General features: G+C 35.7%; 20 protein-coding genes, 1 pseudogene and 1 riboswitch. Of the genes and pseudogenes, 9 read left to right on the top strand and 12 right to left on the bottom strand.

Annotated features, from left to right (window positions below):
* The first annotated feature begins 200 nt into the window (after nucleotides 1–200).
* Nucleotides 201–683, top strand: a complete 483-nt coding sequence (gene rraA, locus J0N78_RS13750; protein WP_209123676.1) for a ribonuclease E activity regulator RraA — start codon at nucleotides 201–203, stop codon at nucleotides 681–683.
* Between the two features lie 391 nt (nucleotides 684–1074).
* Here the strand turns inward: rraA and aceA are convergent, their stop codons facing one another.
* Nucleotides 1075–2367 (bottom strand): isocitrate lyase, encoded by a 1293-nt coding sequence (gene aceA, locus J0N78_RS13745; RefSeq protein WP_209123675.1) that lies wholly within the window; start codon nucleotides 2365–2367, stop codon nucleotides 1075–1077.
* A 645-nt stretch (nucleotides 2368–3012) separates the two neighbouring features.
* Nucleotides 3013–3117: riboswitch (TPP riboswitch) on the top strand.
* 112 nt (nucleotides 3118–3229) lie between these two features.
* Here aceA and J0N78_RS13740 point away from each other — a divergent pair.
* From J0N78_RS13740 to J0N78_RS13720, 5 genes are read left to right on the top strand one after another with little or no spacing between them, the layout of a single operon-like run.
* Nucleotides 3230–4522, top strand: coding sequence for an acetylornithine deacetylase (locus J0N78_RS13740; protein ID WP_209123674.1), 1293 nt, complete (start codon nucleotides 3230–3232; stop codon nucleotides 4520–4522).
* Between the two features lie 27 nt (nucleotides 4523–4549).
* Entirely contained in the window at nucleotides 4550–5230 is a 681-nt protein-coding gene (tenA, locus tag J0N78_RS13735) for a thiaminase II (RefSeq protein WP_209123673.1), read from the top strand.
* Entirely contained in the window at nucleotides 5217–5996 is a 780-nt protein-coding gene (locus tag J0N78_RS13730; protein ID WP_247747304.1) for an ABC transporter ATP-binding protein, read from the top strand. The genes tenA and J0N78_RS13730 overlap by 14 nt, the downstream gene beginning before the upstream one ends.
* Complete coding sequence (locus J0N78_RS13725; protein WP_209123671.1) at nucleotides 5993–6745, top strand: ABC transporter permease; 753 nt, start codon at nucleotides 5993–5995, stop codon at nucleotides 6743–6745. Before J0N78_RS13730 ends, J0N78_RS13725 begins: the two co-directional genes overlap by 4 nt.
* Complete coding sequence (locus J0N78_RS13720; protein WP_209123670.1) at nucleotides 6742–7782, top strand: ABC transporter substrate-binding protein; 1041 nt, start codon at nucleotides 6742–6744, stop codon at nucleotides 7780–7782. The genes J0N78_RS13725 and J0N78_RS13720 overlap by 4 nt, the downstream gene beginning before the upstream one ends.
* Before the next feature lie 151 nt (nucleotides 7783–7933).
* Here J0N78_RS13720 and J0N78_RS13715 read toward each other — a convergent pair whose 3' ends face one another.
* Complete coding sequence (locus tag J0N78_RS13715; protein ID WP_209123669.1) at nucleotides 7934–8512, bottom strand: hypothetical protein; 579 nt, start codon at nucleotides 8510–8512, stop codon at nucleotides 7934–7936.
* Nucleotides 8513–8802: 290 nt separating this feature from the next.
* Between J0N78_RS13715 and J0N78_RS13710 the strand changes: the two genes are divergently transcribed.
* A complete protein-coding gene (locus tag J0N78_RS13710) occupies nucleotides 8803–9054 on the top strand; it encodes a DUF2621 family protein (RefSeq protein WP_209123668.1) in 252 nt (83 codons plus the stop codon).
* 256 nt (nucleotides 9055–9310) lie between these two features.
* On the opposite strand, the gene J0N78_RS13705 is transcribed toward J0N78_RS13710, so the two are convergent.
* The 3 genes from J0N78_RS13705 to J0N78_RS13700 all read right to left on the bottom strand — a co-directional run bounded on the left by J0N78_RS13705 (nucleotide 9311) and on the right by J0N78_RS13700 (nucleotide 11118).
* Nucleotides 9311–9709 (bottom strand): HPr family phosphocarrier protein, encoded by a 399-nt coding sequence (locus J0N78_RS13705; RefSeq protein WP_209123667.1) that lies wholly within the window; start codon nucleotides 9707–9709, stop codon nucleotides 9311–9313.
* Nucleotides 9710–9868: 159 nt separating this feature from the next.
* Nucleotides 9869–10231: an NAD(P)/FAD-dependent oxidoreductase gene (locus J0N78_RS26190; RefSeq protein ID WP_307794934.1), complete on the bottom strand. Its 363-nt coding sequence runs from the start codon at nucleotides 10229–10231 to the stop codon at nucleotides 9869–9871.
* 41 nt (nucleotides 10232–10272) lie between these two features.
* Nucleotides 10273–11118 carry an FAD-dependent oxidoreductase gene (locus J0N78_RS13700; protein ID WP_280637223.1) on the bottom strand — a complete coding sequence of 282 codons (846 nt, stop codon included), beginning with the start codon at nucleotides 11116–11118 and terminating at the stop codon, nucleotides 10273–10275.
* Nucleotides 11119–11359: 241 nt separating this feature from the next.
* On the opposite strand from J0N78_RS13700, the gene J0N78_RS26185 reads away from it, so the two are divergent.
* On the top strand, nucleotides 11360–12316 hold the full coding sequence (locus tag J0N78_RS26185) for a methyl-accepting chemotaxis protein (protein ID WP_280637222.1): 957 nt from the start codon (nucleotides 11360–11362) through the stop codon (nucleotides 12314–12316).
* A gap of 42 nt (nucleotides 12317–12358) precedes the next feature.
* Here the strand turns inward: J0N78_RS26185 and J0N78_RS13690 are convergent, their stop codons facing one another.
* The 4 genes from J0N78_RS13690 to J0N78_RS13675 all read right to left on the bottom strand — a co-directional run bounded on the left by J0N78_RS13690 (nucleotide 12359) and on the right by J0N78_RS13675 (nucleotide 16031).
* Complete coding sequence (locus J0N78_RS13690; protein WP_247747302.1) at nucleotides 12359–13459, bottom strand: mechanosensitive ion channel family protein; 1101 nt, start codon at nucleotides 13457–13459, stop codon at nucleotides 12359–12361.
* A complete protein-coding gene (locus tag J0N78_RS13685; RefSeq protein WP_209123666.1) occupies nucleotides 13452–14900 on the bottom strand; it encodes a sensor histidine kinase in 1449 nt (482 codons plus the stop codon). The genes J0N78_RS13690 and J0N78_RS13685 overlap by 8 nt, the downstream gene beginning before the upstream one ends.
* A 15-nt stretch (nucleotides 14901–14915) precedes the next feature.
* Nucleotides 14916–15605 (bottom strand): response regulator transcription factor, encoded by a 690-nt coding sequence (locus tag J0N78_RS13680; protein WP_209123665.1) that lies wholly within the window; start codon nucleotides 15603–15605, stop codon nucleotides 14916–14918.
* A 114-nt stretch (nucleotides 15606–15719) separates the two neighbouring features.
* A complete protein-coding gene (locus J0N78_RS13675; RefSeq protein WP_209123664.1) occupies nucleotides 15720–16031 on the bottom strand; it encodes a YtxH domain-containing protein in 312 nt (103 codons plus the stop codon).
* Nucleotides 16032–16308: 277 nt separating this feature from the next.
* On the opposite strand from J0N78_RS13675, the gene J0N78_RS13670 reads away from it, so the two are divergent.
* Nucleotides 16309–17070: a DUF3891 family protein gene (locus tag J0N78_RS13670; RefSeq protein ID WP_209123663.1), complete on the top strand. Its 762-nt coding sequence runs from the start codon at nucleotides 16309–16311 to the stop codon at nucleotides 17068–17070.
* 53 nt (nucleotides 17071–17123) lie between these two features.
* Here J0N78_RS13670 and J0N78_RS13665 read toward each other — a convergent pair.
* From J0N78_RS13665 to J0N78_RS13655, 3 genes and pseudogenes are all read right to left on the bottom strand, one after another.
* Nucleotides 17124–17429 (bottom strand): annotated as a pseudogene (locus J0N78_RS13665) (ABC transporter substrate-binding protein); the annotation flags it as partial.
* Nucleotides 17430–17471: 42 nt separating this feature from the next.
* Complete coding sequence (locus J0N78_RS13660) at nucleotides 17472–17912, bottom strand: MarR family winged helix-turn-helix transcriptional regulator (protein WP_209123661.1); 441 nt, start codon at nucleotides 17910–17912, stop codon at nucleotides 17472–17474.
* A 349-nt stretch (nucleotides 17913–18261) separates the two neighbouring features.
* Nucleotides 18262–20445: a malate synthase G gene (locus J0N78_RS13655; RefSeq protein ID WP_209123660.1), complete on the bottom strand. Its 2184-nt coding sequence runs from the start codon at nucleotides 20443–20445 to the stop codon at nucleotides 18262–18264.
* Between the last annotated feature and the right edge of the window lie 537 nt (nucleotides 20446–20982).

Genomic DNA, 20982 nt, shown 5'->3' with positions numbered 1-20982 from the left:
ATGTCATGTTGAGACGAATCCCCCTGACGAATTTTTCCGATGATATGATTGTATCAAAAAAGTAACCATACCTCTATTATAACATCCCTCAGAAATGAAAAAATTCTCTTCCTTATGTTAAATTTCTTATTGAATACTGAAGGAATTTTAAAGGAAAATGTCGAATATTTATACATCAATCTTGTCTAGGAGGAGTATCAATGCCAATCCAAACTGCTGACATACACGATGCACACGGAGATCAATTAATTCTCGTAGAACCGATTTTTAAATTTTATGGTCAGAAAAAGACATTTGAAGGGCCAATTTGTACGGTTCGTGTTTTTGAAGACAATGTATTAGTAAAAAAAGCACTTCAAGAAATTCCTGAAGGTAGCGTTCTTGTTGTCGATGGAGGCGGGTCTAAGAAATGTGCATTAATGGGTGATAATTTAGCTGAAATTGCAGTAGCTCGCAAATTAGCTGGTGTCATTATCAATGGATGCATTCGAGATTCTGCACAAGTTAATGAGATGAATATCGGAGTGTTCGCAATTGGAACCAATCCCATTCGTAGTGTAAAAAAAGGTGAAGGTGAAATGAATATCCCTGTACAATTCGCAGGAGTAAACTGGGAACCTAACCATTATGTATACGCAGATAGTGACGGGATTTTAGTAGCGGAACTAAAGTTACAGAATTAAAACCATTAACTTATAGTAAATAGTAAGGAAAATAATAAAGTGAATCACATTATGTGATTCACTTTATTATTTTGTTCTTCTACACTCGCTAACAATTGAACTTGTACTTTCTTGAAGTCTTTTTATTAAATCATTATTTTCATTTGTTCTTGAAACAACTAGATTCGTATTTATATTAATTTTCTCCAATGCATTGTACCCACCAAAACCATAATCAAGGAAGATAAGATCACCGTATGAAACGATCGCATTGACGGTAAAGGCAATATGATATTATATAATTCGTTAAAATTAAAGGTTCTAAAACATCAAAAAATATCCTGCCCACATAGGGCAGGATCAAAATATATTTTATATGCTGAGAGAGTTGTGTTAAAGCGGTACTAATTCATTATTGCTTTTGGAATTGTGCTTCTTCCGTTGATCCTTTAAGTGCTGTTGTTGAAGAAGTTCCACCTGAAACCGTTTGGGCTACTTGGTCAAAGTAACCTGTACCAACTTCACGTTGGTGACGAGTAGCTGTGTAGCCATGCTCTTCAGCAGCAAATTCAGCTTGTTGAAGCTCAGAGTAAGCACCCATACCACGAGTTTTGTAGCCCCGAGCAAGTTCAAACATACTGTAATTAAGCGCATGGAAACCAGCAAGTGTAACGAATTGGAATTTGTAACCCATTTTACCAAGCTCTTGTTGGTACGTTTCAATTGTAGCTTTGTCAAGGTTAGCCTCCCAGTTAAATGAAGGCGAGCAGTTGTAAGCCAGTAATTTACCAGGGAATTTAGCATGAATTGCATCAGCAAATTGCTTCGCTTCTTCAAGACTTGGCTTAGACGTTTCGCACCAGATTAAGTCAGCATATGGAGCATAAGCTAAACCACGTGCTATCGCTTGGTCAATACCAGCATTTGTACGGAAGAACCCTTCTGGAGTACGCTCACCAGTAATAAATGGAGCATCAACTGGATCGATATCGCTTGTAATTAAGTCAGCTGCATCCGCATCTGTACGAGCAATAACTAATGTCGCTACACCTGAAACGTCTGCTGCAAGACGTGCCGATACTAAGTTACGAATAGCTGTTTGTGTTGGGATAAGTACTTTTCCACCTAAGTGGCCACATTTTTTCTCTGAAGCTAATTGGTCTTCAAAGTGAACTCCAGACGCTCCAGCCTCAATCATACCTTTCATCAGTTCAAATACGTTTAATTGTCCCCCGAATCCAGCTTCAGCATCAGCTACGATCGGTGCGAAATAATCAACATCACCTTCGCCTTCCATATGTTGAATTTGGTCAGCACGTTGCAATGAATTATTAATACGCTTAACAACCTGTGGTACTGAGTTTGCAGGGTATAAACTTTGGTCAGGGTACATATGACCAGCAAGATTAGCATCAGCTGCTACTTGCCATCCACTTAAGTAAATTGCTTTTAGTCCAGCTTTCACTTGTTGAACCGCTTGACCACCAGTAAGTGCACCAAGTGCATTTACATAAGGCTCTTCATTAACTAGCTTCCAAAGCTTTTCTGAGCCTAGACGTGCTAATGTATGTTCAATTTGAACTGAACCGCGTAATCGAACAACTTCTTCTGCCGAATACGGGCGTTCAATACCAGCCCAACGAGGATCGTTTTCCCATTGTTCTTGTAATTTTCTAGCTTCCTCTTGAATGTTTACTTTTGCCATAATCTCCATCTCCCTTTTCTTAATAAATTTTTTTTTAGTGATTGAGCTGTCAAATATCCAGGTGTGATACTCCTAATTAAAAAGTAGTTTCAAAGATTAAGTGTTAAATAAGATTTCAACTCGATTTAGATATGTAATTGTCCTCAATCACCCTTTCTTTCATTGATCCCTTTTCTTTGCTGTTTTTCTCATCTGTATTATTACAGTTTGTTGTTTGTGACTTTATAATATAACAGATAAATAAAAAACACAACTATTTTTTTCGCTTTTTTTGCCTATTTTAAAAAATTTAAATTTTCAATTTATTAAATATATATTCAATAAATGTTGTTGGTTACAATGAAATGCACATACTCTTTCCTGGTTCTATAGAGGATTATAAACAGAAATCTCTTCTCAAACCAATACCTTTCAAAACTACGCTAAATTCCGTAAAAACGTTATTATTTCATTTAAATTGATTATTAGGCTAAACTTGGAAACTATTTCTTTACTCCCTCTCTGTTTTATTAATACTCTTTATATAAAAATCTGTTATGAAACAGTTGTAAGTTTAATGTGATTATTTTTAGGTTTTTTTGTTGAGATTCCCCTATAAGTGTGATAACTTGTTACTCAAGGTATAAAGATTAATAGTTAATTGAATCAATCCACTAGGGGTGCTTTCCATAAAGCTGAGATTGGCCTTTTGCCTAAACCCTTGAACCTGATCTAGATAATACTAGCGGAGGGAAGTGGATAGTCGGAACATAGGAAAAACGTAATTTCCTATATGATCACATTTAAGCTACTGACTATTCAGCCACTTCCTTTTATTGGGAAGTGGCTTTTTTATAGCTAAACTTTGAAAGGAGTGAGAAACATGACTGAAACAGCGTTAACTTCACTACTCGAACAGGTCGATGAAAGAAAATCAGAACTGATTGAGTTAGCTAGCACATTAATCCGTTTTAAAACGCCAAGTCCACCCGCACGAAACACAGAAGAAGCTCAAGCTTTCATTTCTACATACTTAAAAGATTTAGGCTTTTCTATTGACAAATGGGATGTATATGAAGGGGATCCGAATGTCGTAGGTGTTCTTTCAGGATCAAATTCAAACGAATACAAAAGCCTACTTATAAATGGACATATTGATGTTGCTTCGGTAGAAGAAGGAGAACAATGGGATCAAGATCCATTCTCACCTATTATTAAAGAAAACACCCTATATGGGCGAGGGGCTGCAGATATGAAAGGCGGGCTCGCTGGTTCCCTTTTTGCCATAAAGCTACTAAAAGAAGCTGGTATAGCCCTTCCAGGAAAACTAACCTTTCAATCGGTAATTGGTGAAGAAGTTGGTGAGGCAGGAACACTTGAGTGTTGTAAAAAAGGGTATGAGGCTGATTTTGCCGTGGTCGTAGATACAAGCAACTGCCAAATCCAAGGTCAAGGCGGTGTTATAACTGGTTGGATTACTATCCAAAGTCCACAAACATTTCATGATGCTAACCGTCGCAGTATGATTCATGCCGGTGGAGGTTTATTTGGTGCAAGTGCGATAGAGAAAATGACAAAAATTATTCAAGGACTAAAAGAACTTGAACAACATTGGGCGGTTACGAAAGCATATCCTGGTTTTCCTGCGGGTATGACAACAATCAATCCTGCTGTAATTGAAGGAGGACGTCATGCTGCCTTTGTTGCCGACCGTTGCGCCCTTTGGATTACCGTTCATTTTTATCCTAATGAAAACCATGAGGAAATCGCTAAAGAAATTGAGGAGCATATCCTTAATGTGGCTAAAGCAGATCCATGGTTATGCGAAAACCAACCTACATTTCGGTGGGGAGGTTCATCAATGATTGAAGATCGGGGTGAAATCTTTCCTTCTTTAGCTATAGATGAGAATCATGCTGGATTACGTACACTTGCAAATGTTCATAGTGATGTATTCCAAGAAAAAGTAACAATCGGCATGTCTCCTACCGTCACAGACGGTGGCTGGCTTGGTCAAGCAGGTATTCCAACTGTCATCTATGGTCCTGGGAAACTTGAGCATGCACATGCAGTCAATGAACAGCTTTCCATTGACGAACTCGTTCAATTTACAAAAGTTATGACAAAATTTATTTACGATTGGTGTCATACAAGAAAAGAAGATGCACAGAGCTAGACAAGAAAACCTAAGGAGTGATTATTTATGCTATTTACAGACCGTTTATATGAAAAAGCAAAACCTATATGGAACAAAAACCATAGTCATCCATTTGTTCAAGGAATTGGACATGGTACGTTAGACATTGCAAAATTTAAATTTTTCATGCGCCAAGACTACTTATACTTAATTGATTATGCCCGATTATTTGCTTTAGGTAGCCTAAAAGGAAGCGACCTTAAAACGATGTCTACTTTCGCTAAATTACTTAACTCTACTTTAAACGTAGAAATGAACTTACACAGACAATACGCTAAACGCCTTGGCATTAGTGAAGAGGAGCTTGAAACCACAAAAGCTGCCCCAATTACGTTGGCTTATAGCGGTTATATGCTAAACGTATCTCAGCGTGGGTCTTTAGTAGACCTTGTTGCAGCTGTACTTCCATGCACTTGGAGCTATTATGAAATTGGAACTGAACTTAGTAAAATCCCTGGTGCTCTTGAGAATGAAACATATGGCGAATGGGTCCAAATGTATGCCTCAGAAGAATTTGGAGAATTAGCAGACTGGTTAATTACATTAATGAATCAATTAGCTGAAGGAAAAACGGAAGCTGAACTTACAAAGCTCGAAGAAATTTTCTTGAATACAAGCCGCTATGAGTATATGTTCTGGGATATGTCTTTCAATCTGGAGATGTGGCCGACAGATGACGAACAATAACGTTCTCTCGTTTGACCATGTTTCATTTTCCTACAAAGGCAAAAAGCAAGAAAAGTCTGTTCTTATTCTTGATAAGTTATCTATTACGATTAGAAGTGGCGAGTTTGTAAGCTTATTAGGTCCAAGCGGATCGGGGAAAAGTACAATTTTCCGGCTAATAACAGGTCTAGAACAACCAACCAAAGGGACGATCGCTCTTTATGGAAAAGAGGAAACAAAGCGTTTAGGCAAGGTCGGTTATATGCCGCAACAGGATATGCTTCTTGATTGGCGTAACATTCTTGACAATGCTTTTCTCCCACTTGAAATTAATGGCTTTACTAAAAAAAATAAAAAAGATTATGTCCTTCGGTTACTTGAAGAGTTTGGCTTAAAAGGCTACGAAAATAACTACCCCCACCAACTTTCAGGTGGAATGAGACAACGAGTTTCCTTCCTGCGAGCGATGCTTGGTGGTGGAAACCTCTTGCTTCTTGATGAACCGTTTAGTGCACTTGATGCCGTTACACGTTTATCTATGCAAGAATGGCTGTTAGAACAATGGGAAAAGCTTGAGAAAACTGTCATTTTTATTACTCATGATGTGGACGAAGCTTTATTTTTGTCAGATCGAGTTTTTCTTTTCTCTCAGTCACCACTTACAACCTTTAAAGAGATACAAGTTCCACTATCTCGTCCAAGAAAAGTCGAAGACTTACTATCGCCTGAGCTTACAAAAATAAAAAGTGATTTACTTCACGAATTACGCCAGCAGGTGAAGCTATGAAACAAATAAAGTATTATACGAGCTCTATCATTCTTTTACTCATCATCTTTCTAGGTTGGGAGTTAAGTGCTATTCAAGTGAATAAACCATTTATACTCCCTTCACCAACGCTCATAATAGTAAAAATGGTGGAACTGCACAATGTACTCTTCAAAGTACATTTATTGGCAACGTTAGAAGTTGTTCTGATTGGTTTATTTATATCAATTGGGTTTGGGGTTGCATTAGCAGTATGGATGAATATGAGTCCAATAGCAGAAAAAGCGTTTTTTCCGCTTGTAATTGCCTCACAAACGATTCCAATTATTGCTTTAGCGCCGATATTTGTCTTGTGGTTTGGTTATACGATTTGGAGTAAGGTTGTTGTTACAATACTTATTACGTTTTTTCCAATAACCATTGGCGCATTCGATGGCCTCAGGTCAACGAGCAAAGACCATATCGACTTATTACGTACAATGGGAGCAAGCCGTTGGCAAACGTTTTTTAAAGTTCAAGTACCGACCGCGCTACCTTACTTTTTTTCAGGTCTAAAGGTTGCTGTCACTTTAAGTGTTATTGGGGCAGCAATCGGGGAATGGTTAGGGGCTAATGCGGGCTTAGGTTATTTTAGTCGCAGGATGATGACACAGTTTGATGGTGCAGGCGTTTTTGCACCAATCGTTTGGCTATCAATCCTAGGAATTACATTATTTTTATTAGTCAAAACAATAGAAACATACTTACTTAAATGGAGGAAAAAATTATGAAAAAACTATCAATGTTCGTCCTATCTCTTGTAACAGCATTTAATTTAGCTGCTTGCGGAGCAGACCCGCAACAAGAGAAACTAGAAGAAACAGCAGGAGGAGACACTCCTGAAGCACCTGATACAGAAGAATTAACGAGCATCGACATTATGCTCGACTGGTATCCAAATGCTGTTCATTCTTATTTATATGCTGCGTTAGAAGAAGGGTATTTTGAAGAAGAAGGGTTAGATGTTAATATCGTTTTCCCTGCTAATCCAACAGACCCGATTAATTTAGCAGCATCAGGTGGCGTAACACTTGGAATTACTTATCAACCAGATGTTATTATGGCTCGTACAAAAGATGTTCCTGTTGTTTCGATCGCAGCGGTCGTTCGGTCTCCTTTAAACCATATGATGGTTATGGCAGACAGTGAAATAGAGTCACCATCAGACTTAGAAGGAAAAACAGTTGGTTACCCTGGAATTCCTGTAAATGAACCGATTTTAAAATCAATGGTGGAAGCTGACGGCGGAGATTACGAGCAGGTAAATTTAATGGATGTCGGTTTTGAGTTAGGTTCATCGATCGTTAGCGAGCGTGTCGATGCTGTAATAGGAACTTATATTAATCATGAGTATCCTGTATTAAAGCACCAAGGACATGACATTCGCTATTTTAACCCTGTTGATTACGGTGTACCTTCATATTATGAGTTAGTCATTGTCACAAACGAAGACAATTTAGAAGCGAAACGTGACGATATCGAAGCGTTCTGGCGTGCGGCAGTAAAAGGGTATGAAAAAATGAAAAATGAGCCCACCGAAAGCTTAGACATTTTATTTGCAAATCAAGACCAAGCAAACTTCCCTCTTATCCGTGAAGTCGAAGAGCAAAGCTTAGAAATCCTTTTATCCAAAATGGAAACAGAGACAGAAAGCTTCGGAAGCCAATCCAAAGAATCATGGCAAGAAGTAATCGACTGGTTATTGGCTGCTGGTCTCATTGAAGAAGCACCTAAAGTTGACACTATCTTTGAAAATATTACAGAATAAATTTTAAAATAAAAAACTTTAAAGCACACTTATTTTTGACGTACTACGGTTTGTCTTTTATCCATCTGGTAGAATTTTTCTACCTATTAAAATTGCTCTAACTAAAACAATAGAATGAATTAAATGATTAGATTCATTCTATTGTTCCATTTTAAACTCTCTCTCTTAACCAAGCAAAGAGTATTTTTCCATTTTCATTATCAGCTTCAAACATAAGAGTGTATTTATCTAAATAGTATTCGTACATCCATAGGCCTTCCATTTCATTTCGCTCACTTACATCTGGAGTCCCTAAGATTTTTTTTAACTTCGTACCATTTAAATCATATTCTTCTATAGACAGCGCAATTGCTACTAAGCGATCGGTATCAGGGTTTATAAAAAATGTTGCATCGTCGTATCTAAAATATTCTCCACCTTCATAGTACCCTGTCTCAATAGCATTTCCTCTTTTTGACAGTATTTCATCCTTTTCTGTCCCAAGCTGAAATTCTATATGATCTAACTGGCCATCAAATCCTTTTTCAATCCAGTTAAAGCTAACAATATTATTATCCGCCTCTTTGTTCGCAGCTAATACAATACCTGTTTCACCAGTACTTTCTATCGAGAATGCCTCATCGTCACTCCTGTCTGGAGTTGATTTTTCATTTACAAATCCCATTGATAAAATAAGGGCGGTAATAATCATCGTGATCATGGAAAGTTTTAATATAAGATGGTTCATCATCCACATTCCCTCCAAACAATAAAGTATAACTATTTCCTCTTGCACTAATCTTTTTTTCTCTATCTAAAAGTTAATTGAATGCATAGCGCATTTTGATACAAGACTATTAATAGCTTGTCCACATATCCTTAGTTTCATGTTTACCCTTTCTTATTCAAAAATATGCCCAATTTCTATATCTCTTTAATATGTTGAACGTAGAAAGATTTAAAAAGGTTACAATTTGTGATACGCTTTCAATTATGTATATAATAGATTTGAAATTTATCGTTTTGAAAGGATTGAAAATAGTGAGTTGGAATGATGAAGCAACATCTTTATTAGAAGAATTATTAGCACCAGTTCCTGTGTTCGTTAGACCGATGGCTAAAAAAGGTATTGAAGCAAAAATTAATGAACTAGCAAATGGTGAAGAAGTAACAAAAGATCATGTGATTCGAGGCTATATTCTTGCTTCACCTGGTCCGATGCAAAAACGTGCGGTAGCTATGTTAAAAAGTAAAAAAATTGATTTGGCTCCATATGAAGAAATTCTAAAGTAGACGTTATACTAAATAGTTAAAGAAAGGGAGCTTTTAAAAGACTCCCTTTGTTTCATTTTATTTGTTCTCTAGCCTTATATTTAATAAATGCTCACGTTGATTATATACTATTTCTCTCGATTTATTTATTTTCCTGCCTTAAATCCAAAATTTTACTGAAAATTTTATTCACTCTATATTTTTCAATTTTTAATTATCAAACAATACTACTATAGTCAGCAATTGTTGGAGATTAAATTGAAGCTGAAACGAAAGTTTAGATTTCTTTTTTTCCTGTCTTCAAATAGGACTGGGCTACTGAACGAACAGAAGAATTCCAAAACGAAATGGAATGACACATCGCTTCTTGAACCGTTTCGGCACCCTCTTCCTCCCAGTAGCTTAAAGGTATTTCTTCATGAAGTTGGTTTACAAAAGAATACCAAAATGACAGCACTGCGTCCGAGTCATCACCTTCAGCCGAAATCGTATAAGTCTCACCTATTCTCGTCATAAGCATAAAAGACATTAACCCCAATAAACTCTTTCCATTACATTCATGACTTTCTGTATGATAATAAATTTTACTAGCAAAACGCTCATTTACCGTTACAAGCTCTATTACTTTTCTCACCGTAAACCCTTTTGGAAAAATCATTTCTTTTTCAACCTTCATAATAATCCCTCCACATAGCTGAATTAAGGATTATTATAATAATAAAATAATTATCTAACTACATCTTTGTTATATTTGATAACAGAAAAATATGGAAAGATAGGAGTGCTGTTTTTCTTCCTTAGCATTGAAAAGAAAGATAAATTCACGTGAAAAATTTTAGCTATATTGAGGTCTCATTTTAGATCGTTTATTTACATGTTGATCTGCTCCCATTGCCGCAATAGCACCGTCTGCAGCTGATACAACTGCTTGCTTAATCGGAGTACGGCGAGCATCACCACCAGCAAAAACCCCTTCAATATTTGTACGAAGGAATTCGTCTACAACGACATAACCTTCTGAATCTCGAGCAATTTCATTTCCGAGGAAATCTGTTCCTGGCTTCATTCCACCTAAATATAAGAAAACACCATCAACATCCCATATTTGTTCTTGCCGATTACTATCTTGTACTACTATTTGCTCAACACTATCGCTACCCTTAATTTCACGAATTCTATGTTTTTTATAGATCTTCACATTTTTTACCTGCTCTATTTCAAAAAGATTAGCGTCCCCTTTCACGCTCTCAGTCGGTAATATAAACTCACTTCTTTACAAAACTTTGCTAACATTTCAGCTTCATGTAATGCTTCCTCATTATCACCGGCAACTACCACTGTACGACCTTCATAAAATGCGGCATCACAAGTCGAACAATAACTTACCCCGCGTCCCGTAAAGTCTTCTTCACCTTTAATTTTACTTCCCGGCGCTTTTGCTCCGACTGCAATAAACACACTTTTCGCTTTAATTGTTCCTTCTGGTATATTGATTTTCTTTACTTCATCAGAGAAATCTACAGATAATACATTTGTACGAACAAATTGCGCTCCAAAATCTTTAGCCTGCTTTTGCATTACTTCTAAAAGTTCAAGGCCTGTTACTTCACCACGAATCCCTGGATAGTTTGCAATTTTATGTGTAATTGCAAGTGTGCCAGCTTTAGGTGCTTTATCTAATACCAATGTTTTAAGCTTTGCTCTTGCACTATATACGGCTGCTGAAGCACCAGCAGGACCGCCACCAATCATAACAAAGTCATATTCATCCTCAAGAATCTCTTTCGTTATTGATGCAAAAATTTCTTCATCACCTTGTTCTGTTGATTTACTCTCCACTTTTTCTTCACTATCTAATGGTAATCCAAGTGCTTTTCTAAACTTTTTCTCTTGAAAACCGAGAATTAGTTTTCCATTAACATAAGTAGCTGGAGTACCCATAATTTTCTTTTCTCTTAACTCGTCGAAATATTCTTTTACAACGGAGACATTTCTTTCTTCATACTGAATACCCCACTCTTTTAGAGCACTTTTTACCTTTTCACAATACGGACAACCTTTACTTGAATAAACAATGACTTTCATCTTCCACCCCTCCATTATTTACAATTATATTAATTATATTAAATAGTTTTTATTTAATAGTCAACCTTAAATAATAATTATTATTAAATGATATTCTTCATTAATTTATACCACACTGACCTAATACTTTAAACTAAATTAATAATATTTTTAAACTCTAGGACTATATTAGTACATATTTATGATATGATAGATTTGAATTTCTATTTATCAATTTGTAAAATCTTGAGGTGAATTTGCATTGTTCTTTTCAAATAGTAAAGTTAAACAGCTTGAATCTGAAAAATTAGTGCTAGAAAAACGTATTGCAGAACTAGAACAGCAACTTAGTGAAAAAGATGTACAAAATAATCAACTTTTTAATGAAATAAATAATAGTTTTATTGCTGCTTTCGAAGAGCATAATGCTGTTAATGAACAACATAATACACTAGGAACAATGGTTGAAAATATAAGAGAACATTTTGAAACTGTCACTGAAACGAGCCAGCAATTAAGTAACACTTCTTTAGTAATGGGAGAAAAAGGCCAATCTCTTATCTCTTCTACTGATATTATGGTAGACAAATCAACGAATGGGCAAAATTCCGTCAAAAAAATCCAATTGTTAATCGAAAGACTAGGAGAAGAATCAAAACAAACTGCAGCAAGCATGGCTCAATTAGGTTCTAGGTCAAAGGAAATAGAAGGAATTGTAAAAGTAATTAATGAAATTGCTGAACAAACTAACCTGTTAGCGTTAAATGCTTCGATTGAAGCTGCGCGTGCTGGAGAACACGGTAAAGGTTTTGCTGTTGTAGCAGATGAAGTTAGAAAATTAGCTGAAAACACTGCACAAAGTACCAAAAGTATCGATGACTTAATTAAACATATACAAACAGAAACTGAACGAGCTTTAGAGGATTCTAACAATACATTACGAGCTGTTGAAGAAGGTAAAGAATACGGTAACCAAACAGCACAAAGTATCGAAGAAATTATCGTAGCTATTGATGCTGTAAAAACAGATGTAAATGCCGTGTTGAAAACAATAAAAGAACAGGATATACTCAGCCAAAACATCAACAACGAAATCTCTCAAACAGCTAATACGTTTGATGAAACTAATCAATTGATCCAACAACATATTGATGAAGCTATTCAAGTTGAACATCAATTAAAAGAAGGCATGAATCAACTTCAACTGCTACAAAAATAATTGAAGAGGCTGACAATTATTGTCAGCCTCTTTTTTATAACTCTACCCTTCAACAGTGAGTTCTTTGTTTTCGTTTTCTTTTTCAACCGTTTCAACGTATAATGAACGACTTGGAAAGGCAATACTTGCCCCTTCCTCTTCTAGTATCTCTAATATTTTAAAGTTGATATCTTCTTTAACTTTTAAATACTCGGCCCATACTGTTGTTTTAGTAAAGAAGTATAAGAAAATATCTAAACTACTATCATTAAATTTATCAAATCGAACCATGATTGTCTCTGGATGAACAGCTTCATGGTTTCTAATCATCTCTTCAATTCGTTCTACACATTTTTTCATTTGGTCTCTAGACGTTTGATAAGTTAAACCAAGATTAAACATAATTCTACGTTTTCCCATGCTACTAAAGTTTTCAATTTCTTGATTGGCTAAGGTTGAATTGGGTATAACAATGACCGAATTGGCAAACGTACGGATTTTTGTACTTCTAAATCCGATATCTTCTACAATCCCCTCTACAGAAGGTGTCTTAATCCAATTCCCGAGAGAAAAAGGCTTTTCTGTAATGATAACGACACCACCAAACAGATTTCCTAACGTACTTTGCGCCGCAAGGGCTACAGCAAGACCGCCTATCCCTAAACCAGCGACCAAGTTGTTTATGTTATGCCCCCAAGCTTGGGCCACTAAACTTAGAATGACTGCAATGATGACAACTTGCAATACTTTAGAAAAGAACGGAATTAAAATTTCATCAAATTCCATTGCAAATTTCTCTTTCAGTTTTTCAAACAATCTAGAGCTTTTACTTGAAAGCTTAATCAACCCTGACCCTATGATTAAAATAATAATTGTATTAAAAATACGATCAATCAATAATTCAGTACTAAGTGTTAGATCAAAAGACATTATGCCAATATAGATCGGTAAAAAGATAAAGAACGTTCGTAGCGGCTTTTCGTACGCGTCTAATACGGCAATAAAAAATTGGTTATTCGTTTTATTAATTAGCTTCGAAAGCAAATAGATTACAAGCTTTGACAACCAACGATTAATAAAAACAAAGAATATGACAATAATTATGGTCGTTATTACTCTGTATTGCATAAAAAAAGAAATGAGTTGATCTATTAGCTCAGTCAATTTCATATTCCCCCAATCCGTCTTTCTTCTCAACTGTTTGCTGTGGTAGCATTATTAAAAATGTTGTTCCTTCACCTAGCTTACTGTCAACATTGATAGTCCCACCATGAAGCTCAATAATATGTTTTACGATCGCTAACCCTAAACCGCTTCCACCATTTTTTGATGTACGCGATTTATCGACTCGATAAAACCTCTCCCATATAAACGGTAGTTCACTTTCAGGGATCCCTAGACCATTATCCTGTATAGCAATACTTAATCGTTTTTTTTGGTTATTCTTCTGGATACGAACTATAATTTTACCATTTTGTGTGTAGCGAATACTATTTTCAATTAAATTTTTTATAACTTGTTTCATCTTCTCTTTATCAAAATAGCCCGTCGATAGTTTGTTTTCAATTTCTAGTTCAAATTCTATATTTTCTTGTTGTAGTTTCAAGTCAAAATCCAATTTTAAATCATGTAACCAAGAATACAAGTTTACAACATCCTTATGAAGTTGTATATTCCCTTCCTCATATTTTGCTAACTCAAACAAATCATTGACGAGTACTTCCATATTTTTAGCTTGTTTATAAATCATACTCGCTTGCTTTTTACACATTGAATCACTTTCTTCTCGGTCTTTTAACAATGCAGCGTAGGCCTTAACATATGTTAAAGGGGTTCTCAAGTCATGGGAAATGTGGGATAAAAACTCTTTTCTCGTATCATTATAACGTTTTAATTGATCAGACATTTGTTGAATATCTTGAGCTAGACGCCCGACCTCATCTTTAGCTGTCGTTTTAATTTCATACTCAAAATTTCCTTTAGCAATTTGAGTCGTCGCCTTCCCCATATTTTGTAATGGCTTTGTTAACACTCTTGATAAGTATAAGATAAATAGGAGACCAATCACAAAAATAATAATACTCATAATAAATACGAGCTGTAAAATATTATTTTTCGTCGCTTCGAATTCTCTCATATTTTGATCAATAAATAAATAGCCCTTAACTCTCTCATTTACGTATACTGGCTGCATCGACCAAATATGTTGAATGTGATGTTCTCTTGTTGTAACGTAGTCAGTAATCGGTTGTTTAATATCAACATGTAGTGATTCTGTATTAATTTTTTGCTTAATCCACAGATGATACGCTTCAATAAGCTCAGGATCAATAGGCTGCGCCATGACTAAAGGGGTTAATTTTTCATCAAAAAGGAGAAAATTAACCGTATCATCCTTTTCCATTTTCAATACATGTAAGATTGTATCAATAACAAAGTGGTTTTCAATACTATCTGCATGAGTGACTAATCGATGTTCTAATTGTTTTGTTAGATGATCCTGATAAAATTCTTTTGATTGAATATAAAAAGTGATACTCATTGTTAATATTGTAGTCATTAAGCATATTACTAAAAGCATAGTAAGCTTAGAAGAAAGCCTCATCTCATTCCCCCAACATCATGAAAGTTCTTGAACAACTTGATAACCAATTCCCCAAACAGTTTCAATAACTTTGTGAGGGTATTTAGTTTTCTTTAACTTTTCTCGAATGTTTTTAATATGAGCATCGACATTTCTAGCATCTCCATCAAATGAAAAGTCCCATTCAAGTTCTACTAATTGTTCGCGTGAATACACTCTACCTGGATGGCTTGCTAAACGAAAAAACAGTTTATACTCCTTTTTTGTGAGAGGAACAACTTGTCCATTATATGTAACTTGATACTTTTCTTGATCAAATTTAAGATGATGAAGTTCAAATACTTCTTCAAGAATAGTCGAACGTCTAAGCACAGATTGTATTCTAGCAATCATTTCTCGCGGTTCAAATGGCTTGATAATATAATCATCAGCACCTCGATTTAAGCCTTTTACGATGTCTTCTGTATCCCCAAGCGCTGTTAACAAAATAACAGGAATATCTTTTACTTTTTCAATTTGCTTCATCTCTTTGAGTACAGAAAAGCCATCCATGATTGGCATCATCACATCGAGAAGTACTAAGTCAATCACTTGTGCATCGAGAAGCTCTAGTGCCGATTCTCCATCTTCCGCTTCCACGGTCTCATACTCACCTTGTAAACAAATACTAATCAACTCACGCATATCTTTTTCATCATCAACTATAAGAATAATCTTTTTTTTCATTTTGGTTCCCCCAAATGTAACTTAACTTTATTCTAAAACATTCTAAATAACATATTATAAAAATATGTAGAAAGTGTTAAGAGAGTAGAAGAAATAAAGAGGCTAATTAATAAATCAGCCTCTTTGCTCTTCCATATTATCTAACATCTCATGAACAACATACCCTACTTCTCCTCCACCTTGATCCTCATCAATTTGGTTTTCATCTTCCTCAAAAAAATCATAAGCCCATTCACTCCCCATTTCGAGGATCATATGAGAAAGAGGTTTAGTTTCTGACGTCGATATATTCATCCGACCGATAAGGTCCTGCCTCATTTCTTCACCTCTTTTAGGAGTAAGCAACAGTGCACTTGTTGCACCAATCATTCCACCAACAAGCGTTCCAATAACAAATCCTGGCCCAATATTATTCTTTCGACCCATATCACCAACTCCTTAAATGGCTTGTTGTTTTAATTAAGTTTGTCCTATTACCTTCTTCTTACGGTTGTGACTATTGGCTTTTTGAAGCATGGCCATACAGAAGTTTACGAAAGCTTCCTTTATTATCCTACTCATAACATACCCTTTTTTTATACATATATGCTTTTTTATAGACGTTTGAGAATAAAGTAACAAGTCACTACTCATTACAATTTGATCAACTTCCTCAGCTTCGTTTACAATAGAAGTAATTGTTAAGAAAAGGAGCGTTTTACTAGTGATTATTCGAGAGACAAATGATGCATTTATAATGATTAAGCAGCATGACCACGCCTTTATATCGGGAGAAGTCGCGAAGCATTTTAAGTGCGACTTACTTAAGGCAGAACACTTCTTTGATGATGCTATTTTCGCAGCATATGAACACGACCGGAGCTGGATCGGGCTAGATGAAACTCCAATCTGGAATGATCAAGCGAACCTTCCATACTCGTTTTCAGATTTCCCACTACTTCCTAAAATAGCTTTTTATACTATTGGGTTAGATGAAATTGAGAAAGTCAGTCCTTATGCTAGCTTATTATGTAGCCTTCATTATAGCTCCTTTTTTTCTCATTCTAACGATGAAAAAGGCATCCAATTTTTAAATGCTGAAAGGAAGAGACAGGAAAAAATAAAAGGGAATATTCCAGACTTAGATCATGCCTTATTGTTAGAACACTATCGCTTACTACAATTCTGTGATGATCTCTCTTTATACTTTTGCTTAAATGAGCTTGGAATAAAAAAGGAGCAAGAACATCCATGGTTTATTAACGGATTTAGTAAAACCGAACTCTTCAACGATAAAATACATCCTCTTTTCGCCGAATGGCTTAATCCAAAAGAAATTACAATAAGGACATTTCCATTTTCTAACGAATTCAAAGTAACCTTAAAATATAAAACCGTCTTAAAAAATGCTATTGAAGTGATGGGGATTGCAAAAGCTTATGAAAACAGCTTATTAGAGGAGCAACAGATCTTTATTCTCAAATAGATTTATCTAGATAATTGCTAATTGTGGTTAATTTAATCATTAATTCCCTTTCTGTAGTTCGTATTATCAATGGCCATGTAAAGGGTTGGACCAATTTTACTTAACTCTTCATACGATTCTTGCTGTCTACCAGAAATAATGATTAAGCCTGGAGAAATTTCTGCAATTTTTTCAAAGTCAGGCTCTTTTAAGCTACCTACATTTTCATACTTTTCATCCTCGTATTTTGCTAAATAAGGAGGAATGTTAGCTTGTGGGACTCCTGTTACTTCTACTCCCATTTTATCTAAAGAATCTAGTACTCCAAAGTAAAATACAACCACTTTTTCAGGATTTACATCGACCGTTGGTTCACTCATGAGAATCTAATTGAGAATCCATGTGTTTTGTACGTTACTTTATTATTGAAGATTTTTATTAACCTTATCTAATACTCGTAAAAAAACAGCTAAATCATCTTGAGGAATACCTTCTGTAATTTGTTGGATCGTCTTTTGAGCTTGTTCAATCAGTCCAATTTGTAACTTTTTTCCTTCAGATGTCAAAAAGATCAAGTTTGTTCTTCCATCTACAGGATGTGGAACTCGTTTAACTAGCTCTCGCCTAACCATATTATTTATTAATCTTGAAACACTAGGTTGATCTTTACCTGTTAAAGTAGCTAGTTGCTGTTGGGTGAGTCCATCCTCTTCCCACAAGCGGATCATTATCGACCATTGTTCATTTGTGACTGGATAGTTATTATCTTTAAAATTTTTATTTAATCGATTAATGACTAGTCGTCCAGTATTTGCAATTTTATAACCTATTGATTCGTGCAAAACGTACTTTCGGTAGTCCATGTTACTCCCCTATTCGCCCTATTTATTATATTGATCGTACAATAAGGTCTGGTCTTGTTCAAGCTTTTCTTTAGCTATTATTCCTAATTTGTTCGCTTGTAAGAGATCGAACTAACTTTTGTAACTCTTGAATGGTCCGATTTTGAAATACATTGGATGTAATCCAATTCAGGTATAATGACAAGTCGGATATTCTCTTCAACTGTTGGTGTTTTTCGTAGCGGATACTGATTTAACTCTACTTCAGTTACCCACTTAGTAATGATGTAAAAAAATTATACTAAATTTTTTCAAATAAAAGAAACCAGCGTGGCCGGTTTATCTCCCCACCACACTGGTTAATAATTGGTTATTTCGCTTGCGTAGCAAACTTCTGTTTTGCTTCTATCCGACGATGGTGTAGGATAGGCTCTGTATAGCCACTTGGTTGTTCGATTCCTTTAAAAACAAGCTCGCAAGCCGCTTGGAATGCAACTGAGTTATCAAAGTCTTTTGCCATCGGTCGATATTCAGGGTCACCGGCGTTTTGCTCATCAACAACTGCAGCCATACGTTTCATCGTTTCTAATACTTGCTCTTCTGTACATATTCCGTGATGAAGCCAATTTGCTACGTGCTGACTAGAAATTCGTAAAGTCGCACGGTCCTCCATCAGTCCTACATTATTAATATCTGGAACTTTTGAACAACCGACTCCTTGTTCTACCCAACGCACAACATATCCTAATATACCTTGCGCATTATTATCTAGCTCTTTTTGAATTTCTTCAGTGCTCCACTGTGCATTAAGGGCTACTGGAATTTCTAAAATTTTATCCTGTAAATCGGTGATGCTCTTCTTCAATTCATTTTGAACTTCCGGTACTTTTACTTCATGGTAATGAAGTGCATGTAAAGTTGCAGCTGTTGGAGAAGGTACCCAAGCTGTGTTCGCACCTGCTTTTAACTGTGAACCTTTTTGCGCTAACATTTCTGCCATTAGATCTGGCATCGCCCACATTCCTTTACCAATTTGTGCATGCCCTTGCAATCCGCAAGCAAGCCCTACATTTACATTCGATTTTTCATACGACTGCAACCAAGTCGACGATTTCATATCATTTTTACGAATCATCGGACCCGCTTCCATCGATGTATGCATTTCATCCCCTGTTCGATCAAGGAACCCTGTATTAATAAAGGCAACTCGTTCTTTTACTTCATCAATGCAATTTTTTAGATTTAGAGACGTACGACGTTCTTCATCCATGACACCGATTTTCAATGTGTTACGCTCAAGGCCGAGTAGATCTTCCACACGATTAAATAGTTTATTAGAAAATGCGACTTCTTTAGAACCGTGCATTTTTGGTTTAACAATATAAATGGATCCTTTTGTAGTGTTTTTGAGTTTACTATTTTCTAAAAGGTCATGTTTTGCAATTAGACTCGTAATCATACAATCTAGAATACCTTCAGGAACTTCTTCCCCATTTGGTAGGAGTACAGCATTATTTGTCATTAAGTGACCAACGTTCCGCACAAACATAAGCGAACGCCCACGTAATGTTAACGTATTTCCAGATAGCGTCGTATACGTACGATCTGTATTAAGTTCACGTGTAACCGTTTTATCACCTTTAGAAAATGTTGCTGTTAAATTACCTTTCATAAGACCTAACCAATTACGGTACACTTCAACTTTGTCTTCAGCATCTACAGCCGCAACAGAATCTTCGCAATCCATAATTGTTGTCAGTGCAGATTCCATTAAAATATCTTTGACACCTGCTTGATCCGACTTTCCAATAGGGTGGTTACGATCGATTTGAATTTCAAAGTGTAACCCGTTATTTACTAATAGTATAGTAGATGGGTCTTCTGGATGCCCTTGATAACCTACCAGTTTCGTAGCATCTTGAAGTTCAGTTACTTGCCCATCACTATGTAAAACGATTAATTTATCATTTTTAATTTCATATTTTTCTACATCTTTATGAGCCGCCTCGATGAGTGGTACTACTTGATCTAGAAAGCTTTTTGCAAAAGCGATAACTTTCTCACCACGAACTGGGTTATAACCTTTCCCTCGCTCAGCTCCATTTTCTTCAGGAATCGCATCCGTTCCATAAAGAGCATCATATAAACTTCCCCAGCGAGCATTTGCCGCATTTAGCGCATAACGCGCATTATTAACAGGTACAACTAGTTGTGGACCCGCTTGATGTGCGATTTCGTCGTCCACCCCTTGTGTTGAAACTTTAAAATCTTCTACTTGAGGCTCAAGATAGCCAATTTGTTGTAAAAATGATTTATACTTATCAAAAGAAAAGTTATCTTTATTTTCTTTATGCCATGTACTTATCTCTGTTTGGATTTCTTTCCGTCGCTCTAATAATGCCTTGTTTTCTGGAGTTAGTTCCGTTACTAATGTTTCCAAATTAGACCAAAACTGTTCACTAGTAAGTCCGCTTCCTGGAAGAGCCTCAGTATTAACAAACTCATAAAGAACTGAAGCTACTTGAAGATTTCCTACTTGTACATAGTCTTTCATATTCATTTGCCTCCTTAAAATAATCACAGTATGACATGGTTTAAACAGCTCAAAGACTGTTATATAACATTATGACATTATTATATAACATATAAGTTAAAAAAGAAACAATTCTGATAAAAAGAGAAATAGAAAAATAGAAATGTATTGTGAACATTTTTATACTTAGCCTTTTTGAAAGTATTTATTTTATGTTTATGGAGAATATTTGGTGTTGTAAGGTATTAAGTCCAGAGATACAGAAAATGGTTGAGAATCTTTTAGAAAAACAATCATGTTTTGCTTCAGCTTTAATGCTGTCTAAAATTAACGAAATAAGATTTTACATTAAAATAGAGACCACTTGTTAGCTTTCAAAGCTCAAGTAGTCCCCATTTTCAATATTTTAAAATACTGGTTATTAGGTTTGTTTTCTATTAGCTGTTTTCGTAAACTTTGTTGCTATTGGACCGTTTTTTGAACATAAATCAGCCCTAATGGACAAAATTCATTTGTCCATCTGGCTGATTTATGTTCAAAGGCTTCACGCCAAAGCGT

The organism is Alkalihalobacillus sp. BA299, assembly GCF_017745675.1.
Classification (GTDB): Bacteria; Bacillota; Bacilli; order Bacillales; family Bacillaceae_F; genus Alkalihalobacterium.
Note: the sequence above shows the minus strand (reverse complement) of the source record. Positions and strands in the feature narration are given on the sequence as shown.